This window comes from Streptomyces durmitorensis (assembly GCF_023498005.1).
GTDB lineage: Bacteria > Actinomycetota > Actinomycetes > Streptomycetales > Streptomycetaceae > Streptomyces > Streptomyces durmitorensis.
Window position 1 is genome coordinate 9,608,587 of the sequence record NZ_CP097289.1, and the last position, 21,224, is coordinate 9,629,810.

General features: G+C 68.8%; 19 protein-coding genes and 2 pseudogenes. 6 read left to right on the plus strand and 15 right to left on the minus strand.

What is annotated here, in order from left to right:
* Window positions 1-125: 125 nt before the first annotated feature.
* Window positions 126-221 (plus strand): annotated as a pseudogene (locus M4V62_RS42600) (SseB family protein); the annotation flags it as partial.
* A gap of 700 nt (window positions 222-921) precedes the next feature.
* Here the strand turns inward: M4V62_RS42600 and uvrA are convergent.
* The 4 genes from uvrA to M4V62_RS42620 all read right to left on the minus strand — a co-directional run bounded on the left by uvrA (window position 922) and on the right by M4V62_RS42620 (window position 6,254).
* On the minus strand, window positions 922-3,390 hold the full coding sequence (uvrA, locus tag M4V62_RS42605) for an excinuclease ABC subunit UvrA (protein WP_249592564.1): 2,469 nt from the start codon (window positions 3,388-3,390) through the stop codon (window positions 922-924).
* Entirely contained in the window at window positions 3,387-3,752 is a 366-nt protein-coding gene (locus M4V62_RS42610) for a hypothetical protein (protein WP_249592565.1), read from the minus strand. The genes uvrA and M4V62_RS42610 overlap by 4 nt, the downstream gene beginning before the upstream one ends.
* A gap of 211 nt (window positions 3,753-3,963) precedes the next feature.
* The gene (locus M4V62_RS42615) at window positions 3,964-5,412 is read right to left on the minus strand and encodes an MFS transporter (protein WP_249592566.1); all 1,449 of its coding nucleotides are present in this window, start codon (window positions 5,410-5,412) and stop codon (window positions 3,964-3,966) included.
* Entirely contained in the window at window positions 5,409-6,254 is an 846-nt protein-coding gene (locus M4V62_RS42620) for an alpha/beta hydrolase (RefSeq protein WP_249592567.1), read from the minus strand. The genes M4V62_RS42615 and M4V62_RS42620 overlap by 4 nt, the downstream gene beginning before the upstream one ends.
* A gap of 93 nt (window positions 6,255-6,347) precedes the next feature.
* Here M4V62_RS42620 and M4V62_RS42625 point away from each other — a divergent pair, with 93 nt between their 5' ends.
* Together M4V62_RS42625 and M4V62_RS42630 are read left to right on the plus strand one after the other, a co-directional pair.
* On the plus strand, window positions 6,348-7,298 hold the full coding sequence (locus tag M4V62_RS42625; protein WP_249592568.1) for a LysR family transcriptional regulator: 951 nt from the start codon (window positions 6,348-6,350) through the stop codon (window positions 7,296-7,298).
* A gap of 109 nt (window positions 7,299-7,407) precedes the next feature.
* The gene (locus M4V62_RS42630) at window positions 7,408-7,857 is read left to right on the plus strand and encodes a DUF6228 family protein (RefSeq protein WP_344646407.1); all 450 of its coding nucleotides are present in this window, start codon (window positions 7,408-7,410) and stop codon (window positions 7,855-7,857) included.
* Window positions 7,858-8,108: 251 nt separating this feature from the next.
* Here M4V62_RS42630 and M4V62_RS42640 read toward each other — a convergent pair whose 3' ends face one another.
* From M4V62_RS42640 to M4V62_RS42660, 5 genes are all read right to left on the minus strand, one after another.
* Window positions 8,109-8,642, minus strand: a complete 534-nt coding sequence (locus tag M4V62_RS42640; protein WP_249592570.1) for a hypothetical protein — start codon at window positions 8,640-8,642, stop codon at window positions 8,109-8,111.
* Window positions 8,643-9,220: 578 nt separating this feature from the next.
* On the minus strand, window positions 9,221-9,382 hold the full coding sequence (locus M4V62_RS42645) for a hypothetical protein (RefSeq protein WP_249592571.1): 162 nt from the start codon (window positions 9,380-9,382) through the stop codon (window positions 9,221-9,223).
* Window positions 9,383-9,446: 64 nt separating this feature from the next.
* Window positions 9,447-9,827: a hypothetical protein gene (locus tag M4V62_RS42650; RefSeq protein WP_249592572.1), complete on the minus strand. Its 381-nt coding sequence runs from the start codon at window positions 9,825-9,827 to the stop codon at window positions 9,447-9,449.
* A 448-nt stretch (window positions 9,828-10,275) separates the two neighbouring features.
* Window positions 10,276-10,863: an aspartyl/asparaginyl beta-hydroxylase domain-containing protein gene (locus M4V62_RS43675; protein ID WP_344646408.1), complete on the minus strand. Its 588-nt coding sequence runs from the start codon at window positions 10,861-10,863 to the stop codon at window positions 10,276-10,278.
* Window positions 10,864-11,311: 448 nt separating this feature from the next.
* Entirely contained in the window at window positions 11,312-11,719 is a 408-nt protein-coding gene (locus M4V62_RS42660; protein ID WP_344646404.1) for a hypothetical protein, read from the minus strand.
* A 199-nt stretch (window positions 11,720-11,918) separates the two neighbouring features.
* Here M4V62_RS42660 and M4V62_RS42670 point away from each other — a divergent pair, with 199 nt between their 5' ends.
* The gene (locus tag M4V62_RS42670; RefSeq protein ID WP_249592575.1) at window positions 11,919-12,980 is read left to right on the plus strand and encodes a TerC family protein; all 1,062 of its coding nucleotides are present in this window, start codon (window positions 11,919-11,921) and stop codon (window positions 12,978-12,980) included.
* 1,462 nt (window positions 12,981-14,442) lie between these two features.
* Here M4V62_RS42670 and M4V62_RS42685 read toward each other — a convergent pair.
* Together M4V62_RS42685 and M4V62_RS42690 are read right to left on the minus strand one after the other, a co-directional pair.
* Complete coding sequence (locus M4V62_RS42685; protein WP_249592578.1) at window positions 14,443-14,751, minus strand: hypothetical protein; 309 nt, start codon at window positions 14,749-14,751, stop codon at window positions 14,443-14,445.
* An 18-nt stretch (window positions 14,752-14,769) separates the two neighbouring features.
* Window positions 14,770-15,492 carry a hypothetical protein gene (locus tag M4V62_RS42690; RefSeq protein ID WP_249592579.1) on the minus strand — a complete coding sequence of 241 codons (723 nt, stop codon included), beginning with the start codon at window positions 15,490-15,492 and terminating at the stop codon, window positions 14,770-14,772.
* A gap of 351 nt (window positions 15,493-15,843) precedes the next feature.
* On the opposite strand from M4V62_RS42690, the gene M4V62_RS42695 reads away from it, so the two are divergent.
* On the plus strand, window positions 15,844-16,041 hold the full coding sequence (locus tag M4V62_RS42695; protein ID WP_249592580.1) for a hypothetical protein: 198 nt from the start codon (window positions 15,844-15,846) through the stop codon (window positions 16,039-16,041).
* Between the two features lie 60 nt (window positions 16,042-16,101).
* Here M4V62_RS42695 and M4V62_RS42700 read toward each other — a convergent pair whose 3' ends face one another.
* Window positions 16,102-17,163: a DUF6461 domain-containing protein gene (locus M4V62_RS42700; protein ID WP_249592581.1), complete on the minus strand. Its 1,062-nt coding sequence runs from the start codon at window positions 17,161-17,163 to the stop codon at window positions 16,102-16,104.
* Between the two features lie 637 nt (window positions 17,164-17,800).
* On the opposite strand from M4V62_RS42700, the pseudogene M4V62_RS42705 reads away from it, so the two are divergent.
* Window positions 17,801-18,250, plus strand: a pseudogene (locus M4V62_RS42705) (MFS transporter); the annotation flags it as partial.
* Between the two features lie 12 nt (window positions 18,251-18,262).
* On the opposite strand, the gene M4V62_RS42710 reads toward M4V62_RS42705, so the two are convergent.
* The 3 genes from M4V62_RS42710 to M4V62_RS42720 form a co-directional block, all read right to left on the minus strand.
* On the minus strand, window positions 18,263-18,889 hold the full coding sequence (locus tag M4V62_RS42710) for a TetR/AcrR family transcriptional regulator (protein ID WP_249592582.1): 627 nt from the start codon (window positions 18,887-18,889) through the stop codon (window positions 18,263-18,265).
* 119 nt (window positions 18,890-19,008) lie between these two features.
* Window positions 19,009-19,668 carry a TetR/AcrR family transcriptional regulator gene (locus tag M4V62_RS42715; protein ID WP_249592583.1) on the minus strand — a complete coding sequence of 220 codons (660 nt, stop codon included), beginning with the start codon at window positions 19,666-19,668 and terminating at the stop codon, window positions 19,009-19,011.
* A gap of 156 nt (window positions 19,669-19,824) precedes the next feature.
* Window positions 19,825-21,030: a phthiocerol/phthiodiolone dimycocerosyl transferase family protein gene (locus M4V62_RS42720; protein ID WP_249592584.1), complete on the minus strand. Its 1,206-nt coding sequence runs from the start codon at window positions 21,028-21,030 to the stop codon at window positions 19,825-19,827.
* Window positions 21,031-21,224: the final 194 nt, after the last annotated feature.

Here is a 21,224-nt window from a genome sequence, read left to right on the forward strand (position 1 = left end):
GGAGTGTTTCCCACAGGTTGCCGTCAGGGATCGGGTGCAGGACTGCGTTCCCTGCTCACCTCCTACGGCACCGAAGTCCTCGGGGTGTCCCGTGGGGCCGCGGGTGGTCTTGTGCTGCTCGGTGGGTGGAGCCGGTGTTCACCTCCGAACTGGAGATGGCCGAGCTGATCCCGTACGTCTCCTGCTGGCGCCTGGTCCCGTTGGGCGCGCTGTCGGCTCGCGTCGGCCGGATTTTGGTCCGGCCGCCGTGCGAGAGAGCTTCCCGCGCGGCCCAAGGACGGGGTGACGTCCGCAGGTGCTGGGACAGGACGCTGCTACTGCGGACACCTGTGGCCGTAGGTCCGGCAAACGCCAACGAGCCGATGTACTGCTGAACAACCGATCTGCCCTCCGCCAGCCCGGTCACCAACGCACCATCACGCTCGTCTCATCACCGCCGCCAGGAGACGGGCGGGATGAGCCGTACTCCATCGCCATTAGTCCGTTGCGTTCAACGGGTTTCGTGTCATGGAAGCGAACGCTTGATCGTTGAGGATGAACAGCGCCTACACAAAGTTGATGACCATCAGGCCCACGTAGCAGACGAGTACCCCGATACCCACGGCATCAAGGTGGACGGGTCCTCGGCCCCTGCAGTGAAGGGCTCACTGACCACTTCGACATCGAACCGTTGCCCCTGGCCTGACTTGTCGGCGAGCCGAGCAGGAAGGGCCGCCCTGCGACGACGCCTGCATGACTGGATCCTTCTCGGTGTCTGTCCCCGCGACCGCTCGTGCCCACAGAATGGCCCCCGGAGTGGCGTCGGCGCTGCGATGACACGCTGGCTCCAGTCGGCCGGTGCAGGCGGCGCGGCTGGATCTCCTCGCTCTCCCAGTACGGGGTCTGCTCCCTGTGGCCGGTGCTCAGTCCCTCGCGCCGTCGTCAGGAGCCCGCGAGCCTGGCCGCGAGATGGGGCGCGGTGGCGCTGCGGCGGGCCCTTGCCACCTTGGCCGGTGGGCCCGCCGCGATCACCCGCCCGCCCGCGTCGCCGCCGCCCGGCCCGAGGTCGATGACCCAGTCGGCGGTAACGATCGTGTCCAGGTCGTGCTCGACGAGGACGACCGTGTTGCCCGCGTCGACGAGCCGGTGCAGCTGTCGCAGCAGCAGCGCGATGTCCGAGGGGTGCAGCCCCGCCGTCGGCTCGTCGAGCAGGTAGAGCGCGTGGCCGCGGCGGGCTCGCTGCAGTTCGGTGGCCAGCTTGATGCGTTGCCCCTCACCACCGCTGAGTTCCGTCGCGGGCTGGCCCAGTCGCAGGTACCCCAGTCCCACCTCGCGCAACGTCTCCAGACTGCGGGAGGCGGCCGGGACGGCAGACAGGAACGTGGCGGCGGCGTCGACGGACAGCGCCAGCACTTCCGCGATGTTCTTGCCGCGGTAGGTGACTTCCAGCGTTTCGGCGTTGTACCGGGCGCCCCGGCAGGTCGGGCACGGCGCGTAGGTGCCGGGCAGGAACAGCAGTTCCACCGCGACGAATCCTTCGCCCTGGCAGGTCTCGCACCGCCCTTGGGGCACGTTGAAGGAGAACCGTCCGGCCGAGTAGCCGCGCGCCCTGGCCTCGTCCGTCGCCGCGTACAGCTTGCGCACCGCGTCGAACATCCCCGTGTACGTGGCCAGGTTGGACCGGGGAGTTCGGCCGATGGGCCGTTGGTCGACCCGGACCAGCCGGTCGAACGACTCGATGCCCGACGCGTCCTGGACGTCGACCTCCAGCTGCGCCTCGTCGGGCTCCTCGGGTACGAGTCCGAGGTGGCTGCGGACGACCTCGGCGAGGACCTGCGTCACCAGTGTCGATTTTCCGGAGCCGGACACGCCTGTTACCGCGGTCAGTACGCAGAGCGGTACGTCGACGGAGACGTCGTGCAGATTGTGGCGGGAGACGCCGCTCAGGTGCAGCCAGCCGTGCGGTGTGCGTGGGCGGTGATCGAGCGGCTTGGCGCGCCCGAACAGGTGCTGGCTCGTGGCCGACTCCCTCACCTGCTCAAGACCGGCGACCGGGCCGCTGTACAGCACGCGCCCACCGCCCTCGCCCGCGCCGGGGCCGATGTCGACCACCCAGTCCGCCCGCCGTACGACGTCCATGTCGTGCTCCACGACGAACAGCGAGTTGCCCGCCGCCTTGAGGCGGTCCAGCACGTCCAGCAGCGGTTCCGCGTCAGCCGGGTGCAGGCCTGCGGAGGGTTCGTCGAGGACGTAGACGACGCCGAACAGCCCCGAGCGCAGCTGGGTGGCGATCCGCAGGCGCTGCGCCTCGCCGGGCGACAGGGTTGTCGAGCGGCGCCCGAGGCCGAGATACCCGAGGCCCAGGTCGAGCAGTACGTCGACCCGTGCGACCAGGTCACCGCAGATCCGGACCGCGACCTCGGTCGTCTCCCCGGATCGGGCGGTCGACGTGGTGGCGTCGGCCTTGGACCGCCCCGCGACGGGCCGCAGCAGTGCCGCGACTTCGGTGAGCGGCATCGCGTTGATCTCGGCGATGGAATGTCCGGCGAAGGTCACGGCGAGTCCCTCGGGTCGCAGTCCGCTGCCGTGACACTCGGGGCAGGGCACACTCCTGACGAACCGGAGTGTCCGTTCGCGCATCTTCTCGCTCTTTGAGTCGGCGAGGACGTGCATGACGTGCTTGCGGGCGCTCCAGAACTTGCCTTGGTAGCCGTAGTCGACGCGGCCCTCCTCCGGCTCGATGTACACGGAGGGCTGTTCGTCCGTGTACAGCAGCCAGTCCCGGTCCTTCTTCCTGAGCCTGCGCCACGGTCGGTCGATGTCGATCCCCAGGCCGCTCACGACGCTGCGCAGGTTGGCGCCCTGCCAGGCGCCCGGCCAGGCGGCGATCGCCCCCTCGCGGATGCTCAGCGAGGGGTCCGGGACGAGCAGGTCCTCGGCGACGTCGTGCACGACGCCCAGTCCGTGGCACTCCGGGCAGGCGCCGGCCGCGGTGTTGGGTGAGAACGACTCGGCTTCCAGCCGTGCGGCCCGGGGCGGATAGGTGCCGGCGCGGGAGTACAGCATGCGCAGCAGATTGGACAGCGTGGTGATGGTGCCGACCGTCGAGCGCGAACTGGGCGCCCCGCGTCGCTGCTGCAGGGCCACGGCGGGTGGCAATCCGGTGATGTCCTGCACGTGCGGCGCTGCGACCTGGTGCAGCAGCCTTCGGGCGTATGGTGCTACGGACTCGAAGTAGCGCCGCTGGGCCTCCGCGTAGAGCGTGCCGAACGCGAGCGAGGTCTTGCCCGAACCGGAGACGCCGGTGAAGGCGACCATCGCGTCCCGCGGAACGTCGACATCGATGTTCCGCAGGTTGTTCTCACTGGCGCCCCGGACATGCACGAAGGGGTCGCTCGCGTCCTTGTTCACGGTTCCTGATTACCTGATTGCGCCGGGAACCGCGCGACAGGCGCCCACCTGGCCCCGCTCTCAATACCTGGCTCAAGCCCAGCACCGAACTCCTGCGCCGCGTCACCACCGCACTGGACAACGACCGCCTCCACGTCCACATCGAACGCGAACTCCCCCTCCAACACGCCACACAGGCATGGGACCGCGAGCCCACGCCCCCTAAGGGGTAGGTGACCGAGCCCTACCTCTCCGGGCAGGAGCCGGACGCCGACCACCGCGTCGACTGCCCCAGCTTCCAGGGATGCGCGTACGGCCAGGCTGTCGTACTGCTCAGCGAGTTCGTGCAGGACCATGTCGCCCGCCGGCTGGACAGTCGGCACGGTCCCGAAGCCAGTTCAGGATCTTCCTGCGGCGCATGCGCCACTGCACGGCCGGCGCCGGCCTGATCCCGTCTTCGTTGGTTGTGCCCTTGGCCGAGGGTGGAGACGTGCTCCGGCTACCCGATCCCAGGTGTGATGTCACTAAGTGCCCTTTGGCGTCTGCTAGTTGGGTCTGTCTCGTAGGGTGAGGCTCAGTCCCCGGCGAGCTACATCAGTGACCGCGAGGCGGTGGTCTGCAGCCGTCAGTACTAGGTGTGGGCGCAGCTTCCCAAGGCCGACGCTGAGGTGTGGATGCTGTGGCCGGAGATTTAGCTCCCTGCCGGTCGCTGAGGCGGAGGCTGACCACGGCGGTGAGGGTGAAGACGGTGGCCTGGTAGGCCATGGCGTGGCTGAAGGCGGCGCCCGTACCGGTGGCGGGTCCGTAGTAAGCGAGGCCGGCCAGTGTCACGCCGACGGAGCCGCCGAGCTGCTGGGCCGTGGGCAGCAGCCCGGAGACCGATCCTGCGGCGGGGCCCCGCAGTGTAGCCAGGACAAGTGCGAAGACCGCGGCGGTGAACGCACCGAACGCGGCGCCGCCGACGGCCAGCACGGGCAGAGCCGCTCGGCGTCCGGCTGACGAGCCGACGAGCGGGGCCAGCGCCAGGGACATGGCGGCCAAGGCCAGGGCGGCGGCGGTGAGCACGCGCGGGCCGTGACAGCGGGTGAGGGCGGGCGCGGCTCTGCTGCCGACGACAGCGGCGGCGGCGAACGGCGCCGAGGTCAGTGCGGCGTCCAGGGCCGAGTAGCCGATGGCGGACTGAAGATGGAGGAAGAGCAGGTAGGTGAAGGAGGGCACCCCGGTGTTGAACAAGAAGACCAGCAGGGTGCCGCTGCGCGCCGCCCGGTCCCGCAGCACCGCGGGATGGATCAGAGGGTCCGGCCGCCGGGGCAGGCCCCGGACGAAGAAGCCGAGGGCAGCTGCGGCCACGGTGAAACTGGACCATGTCCACCAGGGCCAGCCCGCCTCCCGTCCCAGCGCCAGTGGCAGCACCAGCGCCCCGGCGCCCACGGTGACCAGCACCGCGCCCGGCTTGTCGACACGCAGCCCGTCCGCACCGCGTGTGCGGGGCAGCCCGGCCGCCCCGGCCAGCGAGGCGAGAGCCACCGGCACCGTCAGGAGGAACACCGGCCGCCAGCCGAGACCGAAGAGGTCGGCGCGCAGGACAAGCCCGCCGAGCAGTGGCCCTGCCAGTGAGGCGACGGCCATGGTCGCGCCGTACAGGCCAAGGGCGCGCGGCCGGCGTGCCGTGGGTGTGGCGGCTTGGATGAGCGAGAGGACTTGCGGGGCGACCAGACCGCTGCCCGCGCCCTGTACCAGCCGGGCCACTATCAGCCATGTGGAGCCGGGAGCACACGCGGCGCCCACCGAGCCCGCAGTGAACACCACAGTGCCCACCCAGAACAGCCGCCGATAGCCGTATCGGTCGCCCAGCCGCGCGGCGGGGATGAGCAGACACGCATACGTCAACGTGTACCCGGCGAGGATCAGCTGCACGGTGCCCGCCCCGGCGCCCAGATCGGCCTGGATCGCCGGGGCCGCGACCTGCGCGACGGTGACGTTGAGGAGCTGCACGAACGTGGCGCTGAGCACCACCGGCAGCATGAGGCGCCCGCTGCTCACGAGAGCAGCGCCGCGGCGAGCTCGCGGGGCCGGGCGGCGAAGGGGCTATGGCTGCCAGGCAGGGTGCGGATGGTGAACGGGTTGTCCGCAAAGGCCCCGTCGGCTTCCGAGATCATCAGATCCTGCACGGTCGCCGGCAGCCCCTTGTCGTCCGCGCAGCGCAGGAAGATCCGCGGGATCCGTCCCCACCGCTGGGGGGTCACGACGACCGGGGTGGCGGGTATCGCCAGCGGCAGATCGGGGCTCAGGACCGAGCGCCAGCGGTCGAAGCGGTCCAGCGGGGTGTCATGGTAGTGGGCCTGTCGTAGTTCCTCGACGTAGGCGGGGTCCGTCGAGAGCGGGTTGATCCGCACGGCGCCCAACTGCTCGGCGTCGCCGAGGTTGAGGCTCCCACCCCGTGCCGTGGCGTTCTCGGGCGAGGCGAGGTAGTCGAAGAAGCGCGGCCGTCCGGCGGGGACGAAGGCCGACAGATAGACGATCGCGTCGACGAGTTCGGGCGCCCGCTCTGCGGCGAGCGACGCGGGCCCGCCGCCCGCGCTGTGCGCGACGAGGACGATCCGGGGGTGGCGGCGGACCTGGCGCAGCGCGTCGAGAACGGTCTGGGCGCAGTCGTCCATGGTCACGTCGGCGAGTGGGGACTTCTCGGTCAGCAGGCCCGGCTGGCCGGGCAGGAGGTAACCGCTGGGCAGGGGTGCGTCGAAGCCGTGCCCCGGCAGGTCGACGGCCACGCTCGCGGCGCCGAGTCCGGCCAGTGCACGCTGCGTCGGCGCCCACTGGCCGGAGCTGTGCCAGGCCCCGTGCACGAGGACGAAGACGGTGTGAGGTGGGGAGAGGTTGGTCATGACTGCATCTCACGTGGCCTTGCCCCGGTCATCCAGGGAAAGATCTGGCAAGCTGGCCGGTGATACCCACAAGATATGGCGCAGGAGGTACGCATGGAGGCGCGACACCTGCGATACGCCCTGGCCCTGGCCGAGCACGAACACTTCGGCCGGGCAGCCGACGCCCTGGGCATCGCCCAGCCTCCGCTGTCCAAACAGATCGCCGACCTCGAACGCGAGGTGGGCACCCGGCTGTTCGACCGCACCCGCCGCGGAGTGTTCCCGACGGCGGCGGGCACGGCCTTCCTCACCCGGGCGCGCAGCGCGCTCAAGGAGATGACGGCGGCCTCGGTCGACGCGGCCAGGGCAGCTCGCGGCGAAACGGGACGGCTGCGCCTGGGATTCGTCGCCTCGGCGCTGCTCGACCCCCTCCCAGACGTCCTGGGCCGCTTCGGCCGTGAACGGCCCGACGTGCGACTGGAGTTGCATGAAATGGCGACCAGCCGCAGCACGGCTGCCCTGGCCGCCGGTGAACTGGAGGTGGCGATCACCCTTGGCCGGCCGCGGGGCGCCGGGGCCGAGCAGTTGGTGTCGGTACCCATCGGACACGACCACCTGGTCGCAGTCGTGAGCAGCACGCACCCCTACGCGGGCCAACCGTCGGTGAGCGTGGACCAGTTGCGGCAGCAGTCGCTGATCGTGGCGCCCGGCGCCGACGAGCCCACCGTCCTTGCCGGGCTGAGCACCCTGCTGGGCAAGGAGTCCCCGGCGCTCTCCGGTGCGACCGTCGCGCGGGACATCCACACGATCGTCGGCCTTGCCGCCTGCGATGTGGGTGTGGGGCTCGGACCGTCCCGCATGCTCGCGGCCCCGCGGCGTGGGACGTGGTTTTGCGAGGTGACCCCGCGCACGCCGCTGCCCGACCTGGTCCTGTCCTTCTCTGCCCGGGATCGTCCCCCAGTGCTGAACGCCTTCCTCGACGTCATCCGCAAGAACTGCCCCGACGTCGGCGCCGCACTCGATCGCTGGCTTGGCCCGCGGGAAGACCGCTTCGACGGCGCCTGATCACGGCAGCGGAAGCAGGGCTGCGGGCGCCCTGCAGTCCTTGCGGGACCGCGCGTTGCGCGGCTACCGGGATTCACTGGGAGCCTCGTGTCCGTAGCCTGCACACGTGATGGAGGAAGACGAGACCAACCCGGTTGTCCGCGTCGGAGGTGACCGGTATCGAACGATCAGCCTGCGCTTCCACCAGCTGACACGTTCGTACCCGGAAGAGCGTGGCGACGTGATGCGCGACTTCCTCGTGACAGCTCAAGGTGAGTCGGCGCGGATCGAGTTCATGGTGAGGACCTGGGACGGTGACGGCCTCGACGTCTTCCTTGCCGAACTGGCAGAGGAGTTTCGTGGCTGGAACGGCACCAGGACCTGGCGCTCCCCTGAGGACGACTTGACGCTGGCTGCCGAGCACGCAGGATCACACGTCCGGTTGACGTGGAGGCTGCATGACCGTCTCCCCGATGACGAGTGGCGTTTCGAGATGGCGACTTTCCATGCTCCTGGAGAAGACATGCGCCGCCTTGCCATCGAGATGCGTACCTTCCTGAAGTCGGACCCGCTGAAGTAGGCGGAGACAGCTCTCAGCCGTCTACGGGCCGCCCAACACGCCAGTTGTCGGTAGGTGATCAAGTAGCAGGCGAGTTTGAGAAACGCTTCGTGAATGTCGGCCCGACGTTCCCAACGGATCCGCAGACATCGGGAGCCGTGTGACCAGGCAAGGCCAGCGGTGTGGCGGGCGCAGGTATACGTGGCCCGGCACCTGGGAGCGGTCCGTGTCGAGCGGTACCGGCTGGCCAAGACGGACGCGGTCCGCGACAGCTATGGCGCGATGGCTGAAGTGCTCGCCGGCCTGACCTGACTGGTGTTCTCCGGGGTCCGGTCGATGTGGATACGTACCCGCCGCAGGAGCGTGTCGGCCCGCTCCTCGGCCTCTTCGGCCTCTGCACCGGTGACCACGAACGCCCCCAGCCGGTGCCTGTTGGCGCCCGGCCCGTGGACGAGGCCGCCGATCGTGGCCCGCCAGCGGACAAATGGCACCCCCGGCCCCGTCTTCGGGAAGCCGAAGGCAGACATCAGCCGCCCGTCGCACGAGCTGGTCACGAACCGCACGGTCGCGTACCCGCGGGTGGTTGGCGCGAGCGCGGCCGATCGGCCGAGGGCAACATCGAGCAGAGCCGCCCACACGTCGATGCCCAGGGCGTGCTGGATCAGGACCCCGATGTGTCCTGCGGCGAGGCGGGCGCCGATCTCGATGACCGTGCATTGCCCGTCCTCGCTGACGATGACCTCGGTGTGCGAGGCGCCGTGCTGGATACCGGCCGCAATGACGGCCGCCTCAACTTCCCGGAACACAGGCCGCCTGAAACGGCCCGGGGGAGGGCGACGGGCAGGCTGTGCCCCGTCTCGACCCTCCTCGCGCCGCCGGTCACCTGCTTCCGGGTCACGGCCAGGTGCGTTGTAGTGCCGCCCTGAGTGAGGGACTCGACGCTGTACTCCTTCCCGGCTGCGTACGACTGGATCAGGACGCCCGGGGCGCCGCCGCTTGCGTACATGCCGCCGACCACGCCGCGAGCGACGGCAGCGGCCTCGGCCGCACCAGCCGGGCCGCTCGCGCTCGTCTCGGCTCGTTGCCGGGCGCCCCCAGCTCGGCGCAGAGATGCGCGGCGAGCTCGGTCAGGTACTCGTTGACAGTCAGCACCGCGCCAACACCCGTGCGGTGGGCGTACGCGGCGGTCTCGGCCAGGGCCTTCTCGGGCCGGGTGAATCGGTGGCGATGTACCCGGCCAGCAGGCCCTTCAGCTCTGGCCCGTAGCCTGCATACGCCGCGGCGGTGGTCGCGGCGTGGACCTGGTGGCCGCGGGCGGCTGTCGCCGCGGCGAGGAGACCCGCCTCAGGACCAGCCGCGTCCAGTAGCAACACGCCGGGGAGAGTCACGACACATAGTCCTCGAAACCGCCGGTGCGCCGGGTGTCCAGGGTGAAACAGTGGAACCGGCCCCCGAACAACCTTCTGTGCCGGTGCCGCACGGGGACCACGTCGAAGTCGTCGTAGACCGGGAACACGCCCGGCTCCGACGCACGATGTAGCGCCACGAGCGAAGCGGCTCGGGCATCAGGTTCCGGATGCCGTCGTGCCGGGCCAGGAACACTCCGGGCTTCAGGGCGAGCACCGTGCTGTCGATGTGGTTGTCGGCCATTCGCCGCACCCGGTGTACGCGGCGCGCGGGACACCGCGACCACCCTGGGCGGCCCGACTGAGGCCGTCGAGGACCCGCGGCCCAGCCCCTACGACGTCGGTGTGGCAGTAGGCGGTGAAGGCCGGGGCGAGCAGGCGGGTCTCCAGATAGCGGGAGCGGATCGCGGGCGGCGTCTCGATGATCTGGTTGCCGAGGACCAGGGTGTTGTCGCGGATGTTCAGCGCCGGGGTCGGGGCGTCTTCCCAGCCCAGGCCCGCGATCGGGGCCGCGACCCGAGGAAGGGGCAACGGCCGGTACACGGTGACCCCGAGCCCGGCGAGCGTGGCCGCAAGGCCCTCCACGTCCTCGTGCAGCTCCTCCGCGTACCGCTCCTTGACGGTCCAGCTCTCCCGAGGGCTGGTCCAACCGGAAGCCGGTCACCGCGCTTAGAAGGGGGCTGCGGTCACGTGCCGGTCGGCGAGCGCGCGGCCCCGGCGGACCCGCAGGATCAGGCCGCCGTCGGCGGTCCGGCTGGAGGCTGCGCTGTTCGCTCCAGCCGGAGAACCGGAACTCGCTGCCGCCGACCGCGACGAGCGCGAAGGTGCGCCCGGCGACCGTCAGGGCAAGGACACCGTCTGCGCCGCGGTGAATGCGGGCGAGAATGAGGGAGCCATCCAGCGGGGCGGCCGCGTCGAAGTCCGCGAACCCGGACGGCAGCAGTCCCTCGTACGGCAGCCCGGCGAGCCAGGCGGGGGCCGTTGCTGGGGCGGGTCGGTTGAAGAGAACCTCCCCGCAAGTTAGCAGGTACTGCTAGGAGTCCGGGAACCAGGCCGCGAGGTCGGCGGTGAGCGGGGTGTCCATGACGACGTGCACCCGGGTCACCGTCTGGCTGGTGTTGCGCACCAGGTGCTCGCGGGAGAAGTCTCCGAACCACAGGCAGCCCGCCTGCCAGCAGTGTTCGACGCCGTCCAGGACGAGCACAGCGCCCGGGTCGGTGATGATCGGGATGTGCAGGCGCACGAGGCCTCGGTCCAGGCGGTACTTGGGGTCGCTGTGCGGGTTAGAGACGGCACCGGGCCCCAGCGCCATCAGCCGCACCGCGTTCAGCGGGGCCGGGATCGAGTCCAGGATCTGCGCGAGGTAGGCAGTTAGTTGGTCGAGCCAGTGCGGCTTCTTGAACGGCTGAGGGCCGGGGCTGCCCGGGGGAGGTGCGCTCCGGCTCGCCGCCGAGGCTGCGCAGGGGCAGGACCCGCCAGTCGATCGCGGCGGGCTGGCCGACCTGCCCGCCGTACGTGTGGATGCGCTGCGGATTCCAGATGTGGGCGGTGACGGCCGTGAGTTCGGCCGCGAGCCTTTCCGCGTCGAAGACGGGGGCGAGCTGGGCGGCCGACCCGCGATGCCCTCCGACCGCTACGACCCTTGGACCTCGAGGTCCTGCACGATCCGTACCCGGTGCTGGCCGAACAGCCCGTGGCGCCGCGATGCCGTACGTCCTGGAGCACGAACTCGCTCACCTGCAGCGCAACGACAGCCGCAACGCGCTGGTCGCGGACTCCGTCGGTGTGGGACTCGCGGCACTGTGCGCGGGCCTGCTTCCCCTGGCGGGAGCTTCCCTGGCCCTGGCCGGGCTGAGGATGGGGTGGGTCGTCTACCGGTGGTGGGGCGGGCTGGCGTGCGACCGTGCTGCCACCCGCCGCTGCGGCCGGCAGACAGCTCTCGCCTGCTGGCGGGCATCTCCTTGCCGCTTCGGGTGTCAATGTGCCGCCAAGGCGCGGGAGTTCCTGCCCGCGCGGCAGAGGGCCTGTCTCGGACGCATCGACGCGGTGGCGCGAGCAGCTGAGGATCGCTACTGGGGTAGGAACGTGCGCCACCGTCGAAGCGCGACGGCGGCCTGTTCGAGTTCGGAGATGGCGGTGTCGGTCTGTGCCCGGGTGGTCACTTCGTGTGTGAGGGGCCCACGATCGTCGTGGGAGGTCACCGTCATCTTGAGCAGGGTGCGCCGCGGTTCGGTGGGTGATTCGTAGACCACGAGGTTGAACACGGTGCGCGGTGGCCGGTCGAAGGGATCCAGCGCGACATCGGGGGAATCCAGCGCGGCATCGGGGGAGACGTGCACCAGGCCGTCTTCCACGGTGGTGGTGCGCCGGTCGTTGTGCAGCTCGTTGCACCCGTTGCGGACCTGCGACCGGTGGAGTTCCTCGACTGCTACGCCCTGGGCCTGCTCTGCCGGGCCCGGCGCAGGGCTCTGGAACACCACGGCCGCCTGAGCCTGAAGAAGGCTGGAGTAGCCGATCAGGCGGCCGTCGCCGCCGCAGCGCGGTTTGCCCCTGCGGGCGCCGACAACTCGAGTTCTCCCCCGCTGCGATCGCTCCACATGCTCCCGGGGGCGCAATGCCGGACACTTCTGTGTAGGGGCCTGTGCGTTTTGCGCGGGCCAAGTGAGGGTGTTTGGCGTGCTTGAGGTTCCGCTCTGGCTGTGGGGGGCGTTCGCCGCGACGGTGGTGGTGTCGCTGGCGGTGGACCTGCTGTCCCACCGCACCGCGCACGTCATCGGCTTCAAGGAGGCCGCTGCCTGGAGCGGCCTGTGGGTGGGCCTGGCCATGATCTTCGGCGCGGTCGTCTTCCTCGTACTCGGCGCCACGGCCGGCACCGAGTACACGACGGCATGGCTGCTGGAGAAGAGCCTGTCGGTCGACAACCTGTTCGTCTTCGCCGTGATCTTCGCGTATTTCAAGGTGCCCCGCGCCTACCAGCACCGAGTGCTGTTCTTCGGCGTCATCGGCGCGCTCGTCTTCCGCGGGATCTTCCTCTCCCTCGGCGTTGCCGTGGTCAGCCGCTTCACCGCCGTACTGTTCGCGTTCGCAGCGGTCCTCTTCTACAGCGCCTACAAGCTTCTCAAGGACGAGGACGAGAGCTTCGATCCCGGCAAGAGCTTCGCCGTACGGATGCTCCGCAAGGTCATCCCGGTCCGGGACGAATACGCGGGGGCCAAGTTCTTCGTCAAGGAAGCCGGCAAGCGTGTGGGGACCCCGCTGCTCGCGGTGGTCGCCGCGATCGAGGCCGCCGATCTGATCTTCGCCGTCGACAGCGTTCCCGCCGTCCTCGCGGTCAGCGACGACGCGTTCATCGTCTACACCAGCAACGCGTTCGCCATCTTGGGCCTGCGAGCCCTGTACTTCATGCTGGCCGGGCTCCTGGACCGCTTCCACTACCTGAGCAAGGGCCTGGCGATCATCCTCGCCTTCATCGGCCTCAAGCTCATCCTCCAGGCGTCCCACAAGATGATCAACCCCGGCATCCCGGAAATTCCCTCACCGATCAGCCTCGCTGTCATCGTCATCGTCCTGACAGGGTCCGTAGTGCTCAGCATCAAAAGGCCCGCCCCGGCAGGCGCCACGGAGCAGGCCGACGAGCAGGCAGACGTCTCCAGACCTCTCGGGCAGCCCAGCTCGCCACCTGTGGCGCACGACCCTGAGCCCCCAGCCGACCCACCGCGCCAGGAGGGCCGCCCATAACGAGGGAACAAGCCACTTCCCGCCACTTCCCGGCATACCAACATGGGCATACAGTAAAAATATGGTCAAAATGAAGCGTAAGTCTGAAGTGTATGAGTGCCCGACCTGCAAGAAGCCCGTGCCGGCCGCGGTGCACCGCCACAAGTCCCTCGGCGTGTTCGTTCCCGTATGGGGCCCGGGCGCCTGTCAAAGCCGCGACTGTCCCGACTTCCGGCTCGACCCCCACCGCAAGCACTCTCCCGACCGGTGAGCAGCAGCGGGCAGGTGCAGACTGGTTCGCCAGACCAGCGGTCTGGCGATAGCGGGGTACAGCTCCCTCATGACGTCACTGGGCACTTCCGCTCCCCTTGGCGCTGTGCCGTCCGGTCGAAGCGGTCCGCAGTGGTGTCGGCCTGAGCCAGATCGCGAGCAGCAGGTATGCGAGTGCCATCGCACTCCACAGCCCGGCTGGCCCGGCATGTTCGAGCAGTTGCGTCCCCAAGAGAGGTGCTGCGATCCCCGCAATACCCCAACTGGTGCCGTACACGGCCAGGTAGCGGCCCTTTGCGCTCGCCGGGGACACCCTGTCGGCTGTGGAGGTCTGAGCGGGAGTCGTTTCGCGGCGTGCTTGGGAGTCACTGAGCGCGTCTCTGCATGATCAATCGCGATGACTTCTGATGTCACTCGCGTGAGCGGGATCCTGACCATTCGTCAAGGGCTGATCGAGTTGGTCCGGGACCATTGCCGACTCGGCCGGGGTGCGTTGGTCTGGGTGTGGAGCGTGTGTTCAGGGTCGTTTGCGTTCCTTCAGGGCTGGACCGGCGGCAGCGGATCAACCTGCCGCGGTGGTCAGGAGTCCTCCTGGATATCGAATCCAGCTAGGGATGGGGAAACCCCCACAACGCAGTGGCCGCTCAGTGCTTGAACCTCTACCACCTCAGCCGTGGTGAAGTCCGAGACGCCGGCTTCTGGGCCCACCGGGCCCTCACCCTCTCCGACCCACCCACCCTGCGCCCCCCCGCACACGGCAGTCGGCCACGGCATCGCGCGAAACCCGTCTTCCCCAGCGGCTGCGGGACGCCGTTCGCCGCTTGAAGGTCGACACCGTGGAGGAGTTCGGCATGGGACGTGTCCCCCGCCCTGATTCCCAACTCGCCGACAGGGTCGAGGAAATCGCCGACGTCCTGTAGATACGCAAACGCCCCGGCTGGGCGGAGGGGCCAGCCGGGGCCGTAGGGTAAGGCGAAGCCACGTCTACTGACCGCAATCGTACGGTCTGCTGGAGGTCAGGACGGCCTGAGCGGATGACGCAGGCCATCACACAAACATAGGGTGGATCATGCTCGCGTTCATATTGTCGGTCGTCGTTCTGCTCTTCGTCGGCGGCTGCGCTTGCGTCTTCTGGACAGCGCGGGGCGGCGCTCCTCGTTGGGCACGTGGTGTGGCCAAGGCGACGTTGTTCGTAAGCGATCTGGCGCGCAGCTCAAGCCGGGGTTCCCGCTCGCAGCGTGGGAGTTCGGGCGAGTAGGCGCTGTCCAGCGGACCGGCGGACGGCGTGGTGGAAGGCGACGGCGAGTTCGAGCAGAACCTGGATGGCGGTGAGTCCGGCGAGTTCGGCTTCGGTGCGCAGTAGGTGGGCGCGGTCGTCGAACTGGGTGGTTGTGGTGCCGGTGTCGCGGATGAGTGCGGCGATCTGCACGGTCAGGGGCGTGGCGCGCAGGTCGAGGGCGTTCAGGTACTGCCTTCCGAGGTCGATCTCGTCATCGTCGCCGACGGGGTCGGTGAAGGCCACGGCCAGGGCGAGTCTCTTTCAGAGAGTTTGGAATTCTCTCGTTAGTAGCCAAACGTAATACCATTTTCCGCTCTTGAGGGGACGATAGCTGTTCTCTGCACGGGCCCCAAAGTACTGCCAGAGACTCCCTGCGCCGGCGAGTCCTAGGGCTGCCAGGGCGGCTTCGAAGAGCGCACTATTTACCGCAACGAGAAGTGCTGAACTGGTTCCCGCGACCGCCCCAGTAGCTGCCCATGCCCTCTTGCGGCGAAGAGTCTGCATCTCTGACGTGACAGCCCTAACCTGGTCCTCAATCTCCTCCCTGATTAATGCGAGCGCCACCTCCGTGCCATCCGCATTTAATCCTTCCTCCATCTGTAGAAATCTATTCCGAAGGAAACTTCGAAACGCCCTGTAAGAGTCAAATTCGGCAGTTGTGATTTTGCTGAAATCTCTCAGGCTCACGCCCTCAATGAACGGCAAGTCGATCTGCAGAACAGGGCGTACGACCTTACTCTTCACTATGGTCGGATCTGCGCCAGGAACGTCGAAATCCCTCTTATCCCTGATCAGGTAGTCGATAGCATCTGACCGCACCGCAGGTGCGCGGACACGGTCGTTGGGGTCAGCGCGTCCGTTATGCGCCACCTCTACTGTGCTGTAGCTGGGCAGGTACCAGACCAACCCCTTCCTGAGTAGGGGCTCTGCACTCAGAGTGTCCCCGGTAGAAAAAGTTCCCGTTGGGTCATTGTCCGTAACCACCGTCGTTTCTTGACTCTTGACTGCGGTCCCGATTCGATGTACAGGGAGTCCCAGCCGTGCGAAAGCAACAAGGTGTCAGAGATGAGAGCAACTCTTCTGGTCGGATCTGAGAAACTGGATCCATCTACTGACAGCCCTATGTGGAAGTTCCCTTTGACGGGTCTGCAGGATTGCGCGAGACCCGGCCTGAGGCCGTCATGCTCATACAAGTGTCGGAAATATCATTCGACCCGCCCCTGGAGTCCAGTTGGCTTCCCGCGGGGGATGAGCCGGACCTGACTCAGGTTGTTCTGCAGGTACTGGCCCGGACCATCCCCGAACACCGAGCTTTCCCGCGTCTACACGTTCACCGTGAACGCGGACGGTCCTGCCGGGGCAGTGGAGGCTTTGGAGTTCACCGTCGACCTCGACCTCGACGTCGTGGCGTGGGCGCTGCGGGAGAACCGACCCACGATTCAACTGGAGGACAAGCTGGGGAAGATCGAGCAGGCAGTACAAACGCTGACAACCCATCTTGCAACCTCGGAATGGAGGTTCTCCTGTGGTTGACGGCCGGGATGTTCCGGCGAGTTCGCCGGGGTCTGACGGTGCGGTGTCCAGCTGCGCGGGTCAGGCTGCTCTTCGTGCCGCGTTGTGCAGGTGCTGGACCATCCAGAACTCCTCGACCCGTGCGCCGTCCCCGGTCATCGCCGTGACCAAGGAGCTGAGGATGTCCGGGAGCCCGTCCGCCTGGGTGGGCAGATGGGCAGCGACGCACTGGGCGAGGACACCGAAGACGATGGCCTGGCGGAAGACGAGGTGGGAGGGGCGTTCCCACTCGGGTTCGAAGTCTTCCGGCTCGCCGATCAGCAGCGCGCGGGCCCGGGGGAGCGCTTGGTCGTGTGCGGCAGTGAGGTCCTCGCGCAGCCGCACTCTCGCGTCGGGCGCGAGGGTGGCGGCTGTAAGTGTTGCTACGGCCAGGGGGTGTTCGCGCAGGTGGGCGTGTGCGAGAGCCAGGTCCAGGGCGTGGCGCCGCATCGGTTGCAGCAGCGAGGGTCCCAGGCCGGCCAGATAGCTGAGGAAGGGCTCCCGCTTGAGGAGGGGTGAGTCGATGAGTCCCTGCCCCAGCAGGTACTCCGGCACCCGCGTGATCTCCACAGCGCGGTGCGGGCCGCGTACCCAGGAGTTGCCGAATCGCGCACCGGTCGCGCGCTCGACAGCCGCCAGGCCAGCGCCCCACAGGTTGTCATTGTCTTCCAGGTTCAGGCCCTGCAACAGGGGCTGCCAGGCGTCGGGGCGCGCGCCGAATATGTCCTCGGGCGCGAGCATTTCGAATGTGGAGGAGATCAGCCCGTCCTCGGCCAGGCTCAGTTGGGAGACCGCGTTGACGTTCCAGTAGACGCTGGCGGTGCGGCCGTGCCTAGAGAGCGGGCGCAGCACCTCCTGGCGAGAACCTTGGTAGTTGTTGTTCTCCACGACGATGACGGCAGGTCCTGACCGGGAGACCAGGATGAGATCCCCGTCGTAGTGCTCGCGCAGTTCCTCCAGTCGCAGGGGGCGGCACTGCTCGGGGTTGCCGCCGAAGAGCCGGATGACAGCGTCCTCGTCACCGCCGTGCACGGCCGTGAACGTGGCTGCCTGCTCAAGCCCTAAATCGGCGAGGAGGCCCTGAAGGTGCTGGGGTGAGGTCATGTGGGGATTCTCGTCTGCGCCACTGACAGTCGGGGCCCGGTCCCATCGAGCGCGCGGTCGCGACCTCGACAGGAAGGTAGCGGGGGCACTCCTCAGATGCCGTCTCCAACCTATGACCGGAGGTTCCGAGACGGTGTCTGAAATCTGTCCCACTTTGGCTCGACTGCCCGGCCCGGCCGCAGGACAGGGCTGGCCACCGGCTCGGCGAGTGTCGGCTGCGGCAGCATCCACGTCACTTCCCGATGCCTTCCACCCACCTCTTGACGGCGACCGCGAATCGGGCGGATGGGAGACCATTCGTGGCAAGTCGTACCCGGTCGGAGTCTGGCAGGGCTCTCTACTGGCGCTTTGCCGCGCGCCCTGAGGTGCGTAGTCGAATCCGCGCAAGGCCGACGGTGACCATCAAGAAGCCCGGAACCAAAGGCCATGCGCAGACATGACATCCATCGAAGATGGACAGGCCCCGTAGCACGCCTATGGCGCAGGTCGGTGGTTCTCTGCCCGGTCAGCAGGTCCACCAGGTCCACCAGGTCCACCAGGGCCGCCCGGGACGTCCGGTCCTGGTCATTGTCAGACCGCCGCCCCGGACGAGACCGCCGCCCCGGACCAGGCCGTCACAGCGGATCAGCGGAGCCCATTGCCGCGGGAAGCGGGGCCGACGCCGGACGGCGGCCGCCGGTTCGCCTGGTTCCACGAGCTCGGCCCTGACGGGCGGCGTGCGTTCTTCGGCGCGTACGGCGGCTACGGCCTGGACTCGTACGACTTCTACGTGCTGCCACTGAGTCTGGCCGCCATCGGCGTCTACTTCGGGCTCGACAATGGCCAGACGGGCCTGTTGGCCACGGTGACTCTGCTGATGTCTGCCGTGGGCGGGGCGCTGGCCGGAGTGCTCGCCGACCGGGTCGGCCGGGTACGCGCGCTGATGTGGACGGTGAGTGTGTACGCCGTGTTCACGGTCGCCTGTGGTTTCGCGCCCAACTTCGGCACCCTGCTGGTCTTCCGGGCCTTGCAGGGGGTCGGGTTCGGCGGGGAGTGGGCGGTCGGCGCGGTCCTGGTGGCCGAGTACGCCGCGAGTCGTTGCGGAGGCTTGTGCGGGTTGCTACCGGGTGACCGCGTCGCCGATCGCTCCTGCGGTGGCATCGCGCACGACCCGCGCCATGCGTCGGACCACGTTGCCTTCGCGATCCTCGGGAATGACACCGCGCAGCGCGGCTGCGCCGAGCTCCTCGTTGAAGACCCGGAAGGCGGCGGAGGCCGCCGCCCCGTACAGCCGCATCGCGAACTCGTCGGCCGGGCGCCCGAGACGCTTGGCGATGATGGCGGTCATTTCGCGCTCCACCTGGTCACAGGCCATGAGCCAGGCTGTCCGGATCGGCGGCTCGTGGTCCGCAAGGCGGATCATCTTGATCGCGAGCAAGGTGTCGGCTTGCTCCCCGGCATCGGCGGCGTTGTGGTGCCGGGCGACCTCGGCCGCGAGGTGATCCTCGAGGGAGAGGTTCGCGGGCCAGTCGCGCAGTGTGCGCATCTCCCATTCCACGCCCTGCGTCACGATGGGTTCGGCGCAGCTTTCCTTGCTGCGGAAGTGGCGCCAGATGGTGCGGGTGGACAGGCCGACCGCGTCGGCGATCTGGTCACCACTGGTGGCGTCCACGCCCTGGGCCCAGAACAGGCGGGACGCTTCCCGGGAGATCTCCAGGCGCAGCCGGTGGCGCCGCCGCTCACTCATCCCTCTGCTAGAAGGGCTCGTGAGCGTTTCCATTCGGATCACCCCGTCACAGCGCATTCATAAATGTCATCGAGTGTCACGGCGGCATTAAGGGGCCAGACTGGCAAGCATCCGCATCGTCATTCCACGTCGGCGACCGGATCCCCCACGGCCCCTCCCGTGGCCCTGCGGACGGCGCGCGCCAAGCGTTCCGAGGCGTCGGCGAACTGTGCGGGGTCGGCGCCGTCGAGAAGAGCGGCGCCGATGTCCTCGTTGAGGACCCGGATGGCGGCCGAGGCCGCCGCGGCATGCAGGCGCACGTCGAGGTCGTCGGCCGGGCGCCCGAGACGCTTCGCGATGATCTCGGCCATCTCGCGCTCTACCAGGTCACAGGCCATCAGCCAGGCGGTACGCAGGGCCGGTTCCGTGTCGGCGAGGCGGATCATCCGCATCGCGAGCGCATTGTCGGCCAGCTCGACCGCACTGGCCTCACGACGGAACCGGCTCGCCTCCGTGCTGAAGCGCTCTTCGAGGGAGAGGTTCGCGGGCCAGTCGCGCAGTGTGCGCATCTCCCATTCCACGCCCTGCGTCACGATGGGTTCGGCGCAGCTTTCCTTGCTGCGGAAGTGGCGCCAGATGGTGCGGGTGGACAGGCCGACCGCGTCGGCGATCTGGTCACCACTGGTGGCGTCCACGCCCTGGGCCCAGAACAGGCGGGACGCTTCCCGGGAGATCTCCAGGCGCAGCCGGTGGCGCCGCTGCTCGCTCATTCCGTTTCCGCCACGTTTGGCCGTCGCCATGTCGGTCACCTCCGCTCGTTCCAGTGTCAGCCCGTCAGTGTCATAATGACATTAAGTGACGCCCGTTTCCAGCTCGGCGCGGCTGCCAGGGAGCGAGGTCAGCCAGGTGCTCGGCTCGCGGGTGCCATCGAGCGGCCTGCGGCTCTGGCCGAGTGTTCATGTTCCGGAGTCCGCGCCGTTTCCCGACCCGGCGCAGGCTTCGGCCAGCACGACGGCGATGTCCCCGACCAGACCGGCAACGGGATCGTGGGTGAGCTCCGTCATCCGCAGCCGCCCGCCGACGGTGACGACGCCGAGCACGTGCTCCCCGCGCAGCTGGGTGATCTGCCCTGGGCCCCACAGGGCGGTGAGCGTCTCCGTGCTTTGGCGCCACGGTTCTGCCACACCGAGGTTGGTGATCTGGATGTCGGCGGCGGTGGCAGCACCCATCATCGCCTCGGCCTCTTCCGCGCTCGTGGGGGCGTGTTCCGCGAGTGCCGCACCGGCGGCCTTGAGGGCACCCGGAGTGCGCTGGCGTGCCAGAGACTCGCGGGTGCCGCGGGCCAGCTTCCAGAAGTCGTCGGCCTCGTGTGCCTCGCTCGCGGTCCGGGCCCCGGCGAAGCGGTTCACCACCTCGTCGGGCAGGCCGCAGGCCCGGCGCAGGTCCATCGGGGTCAGTACCCGTACGAAGTCCCGTCCGCGCCGGTGGAATACCACCGCGGCGGCGGCGCAGAGCGCGGCGTGTACCGACGTGCTCTCCTGGCGGCAACGGTGGACGAGCCGGGAGGTCAGCTCCTGGTCGAGCGCCAGAGCCTGCAGGTGCGGCACCTGCCCGGAGAACGGCGCGAGTTCGCCGCCCCCGCTCATGCGTGGATCGTCCGCCGACGGCGATGCGGTGTCCGTGGCGCCCGAGGTGTCCGTGGTCTCCGGTGCCGTGATCTGGCGGGCCAGCAGGTCTTCCAGCGCCTCGGGGACACGGCCGGGGGCCGGTTCCGCGCCGTCCAGGATCGCCACCAGGTCCAGCAGCGCCCGCAGCCCGCCGACCCCGTCGGTGACCTGGTGGGCGAACGTGAGCACGATGTCGCACCGCCGACCCCCAGGCAGCAGGACGGCGCGCACCCAAGGACCGCCCGGTGCCGGGGAGATGGGGCGGGTCTGCTCGGCCGCCACGACCGCTTGCCAGGGCGTGCCCTCGGCGAGGGTCGTCACCGGGATCGCGGCGCTGGTCGCCCGGTAGACGGCCGCGGGTGCCGTGCGGTCCACCGTCACCCCGAGCATCGGGTGCCGACGCCGCAGCTTCACCAGCGCGACGGCCAGCTCGGCCTCCGTTATGTGCCGGTCCATCTCGGCGACCAGGGAGAACTGGAGAGGATTGCGGCGCATGTAGAAGTCAATCGTGCGCTCGAATGCTCCCAGCGGCCGGACTACTTCTCCTTGGCCCGTTGTCGCCATGCCATTCCTTCTTTCCGGGGGAGGAGGGGGAGAGCGGGCATCGTCGGCGGCGGGCCGTGGTCCCTCCCGCTCGGGAGGGGAACCGTCCGCCGCCCGGTGGCACGTACGTGCCCGGGGATACGTTC

What these genes read in the sequence shown, in the direction of transcription:
- M4V62_RS42620 (WP_249592567.1), bottom strand. Translation starts at nt 6,254, where the DNA reads ATGACCAACCTCTCCCCACCTCACACCGTCTTCGTCCTCGTGCACGGG.
- M4V62_RS42625 (WP_249592568.1), top strand. Translation starts at nt 6,348, where the DNA reads ATGGAGGCGCGACACCTGCGATACGCCCTGGCCCTGGCCGAGCACGAA.
- M4V62_RS42630 (WP_344646407.1), top strand. Translation starts at nt 7,408, where the DNA reads ATGGAGGAAGACGAGACCAACCCGGTTGTCCGCGTCGGAGGTGACCGG.
- M4V62_RS42700 (WP_249592581.1), bottom strand. Translation starts at nt 17,163, where the DNA reads ATGACCTCACCCCAGCACCTTCAGGGCCTCCTCGCCGATTTAGGGCTT.
- M4V62_RS42710 (WP_249592582.1), bottom strand. Translation starts at nt 18,889, where the DNA reads ATGAGTGAGCGGCGGCGCCACCGGCTGCGCCTGGAGATCTCCCGGGAA.
- M4V62_RS42715 (WP_249592583.1), bottom strand. Translation starts at nt 19,668, where the DNA reads ATGGCGACGGCCAAACGTGGCGGAAACGGAATGAGCGAGCAGCGGCGC.
- M4V62_RS42720 (WP_249592584.1), bottom strand. Translation starts at nt 21,030, where the DNA reads ATGCGCCGCAATCCTCTCCAGTTCTCCCTGGTCGCCGAGATGGACCGG.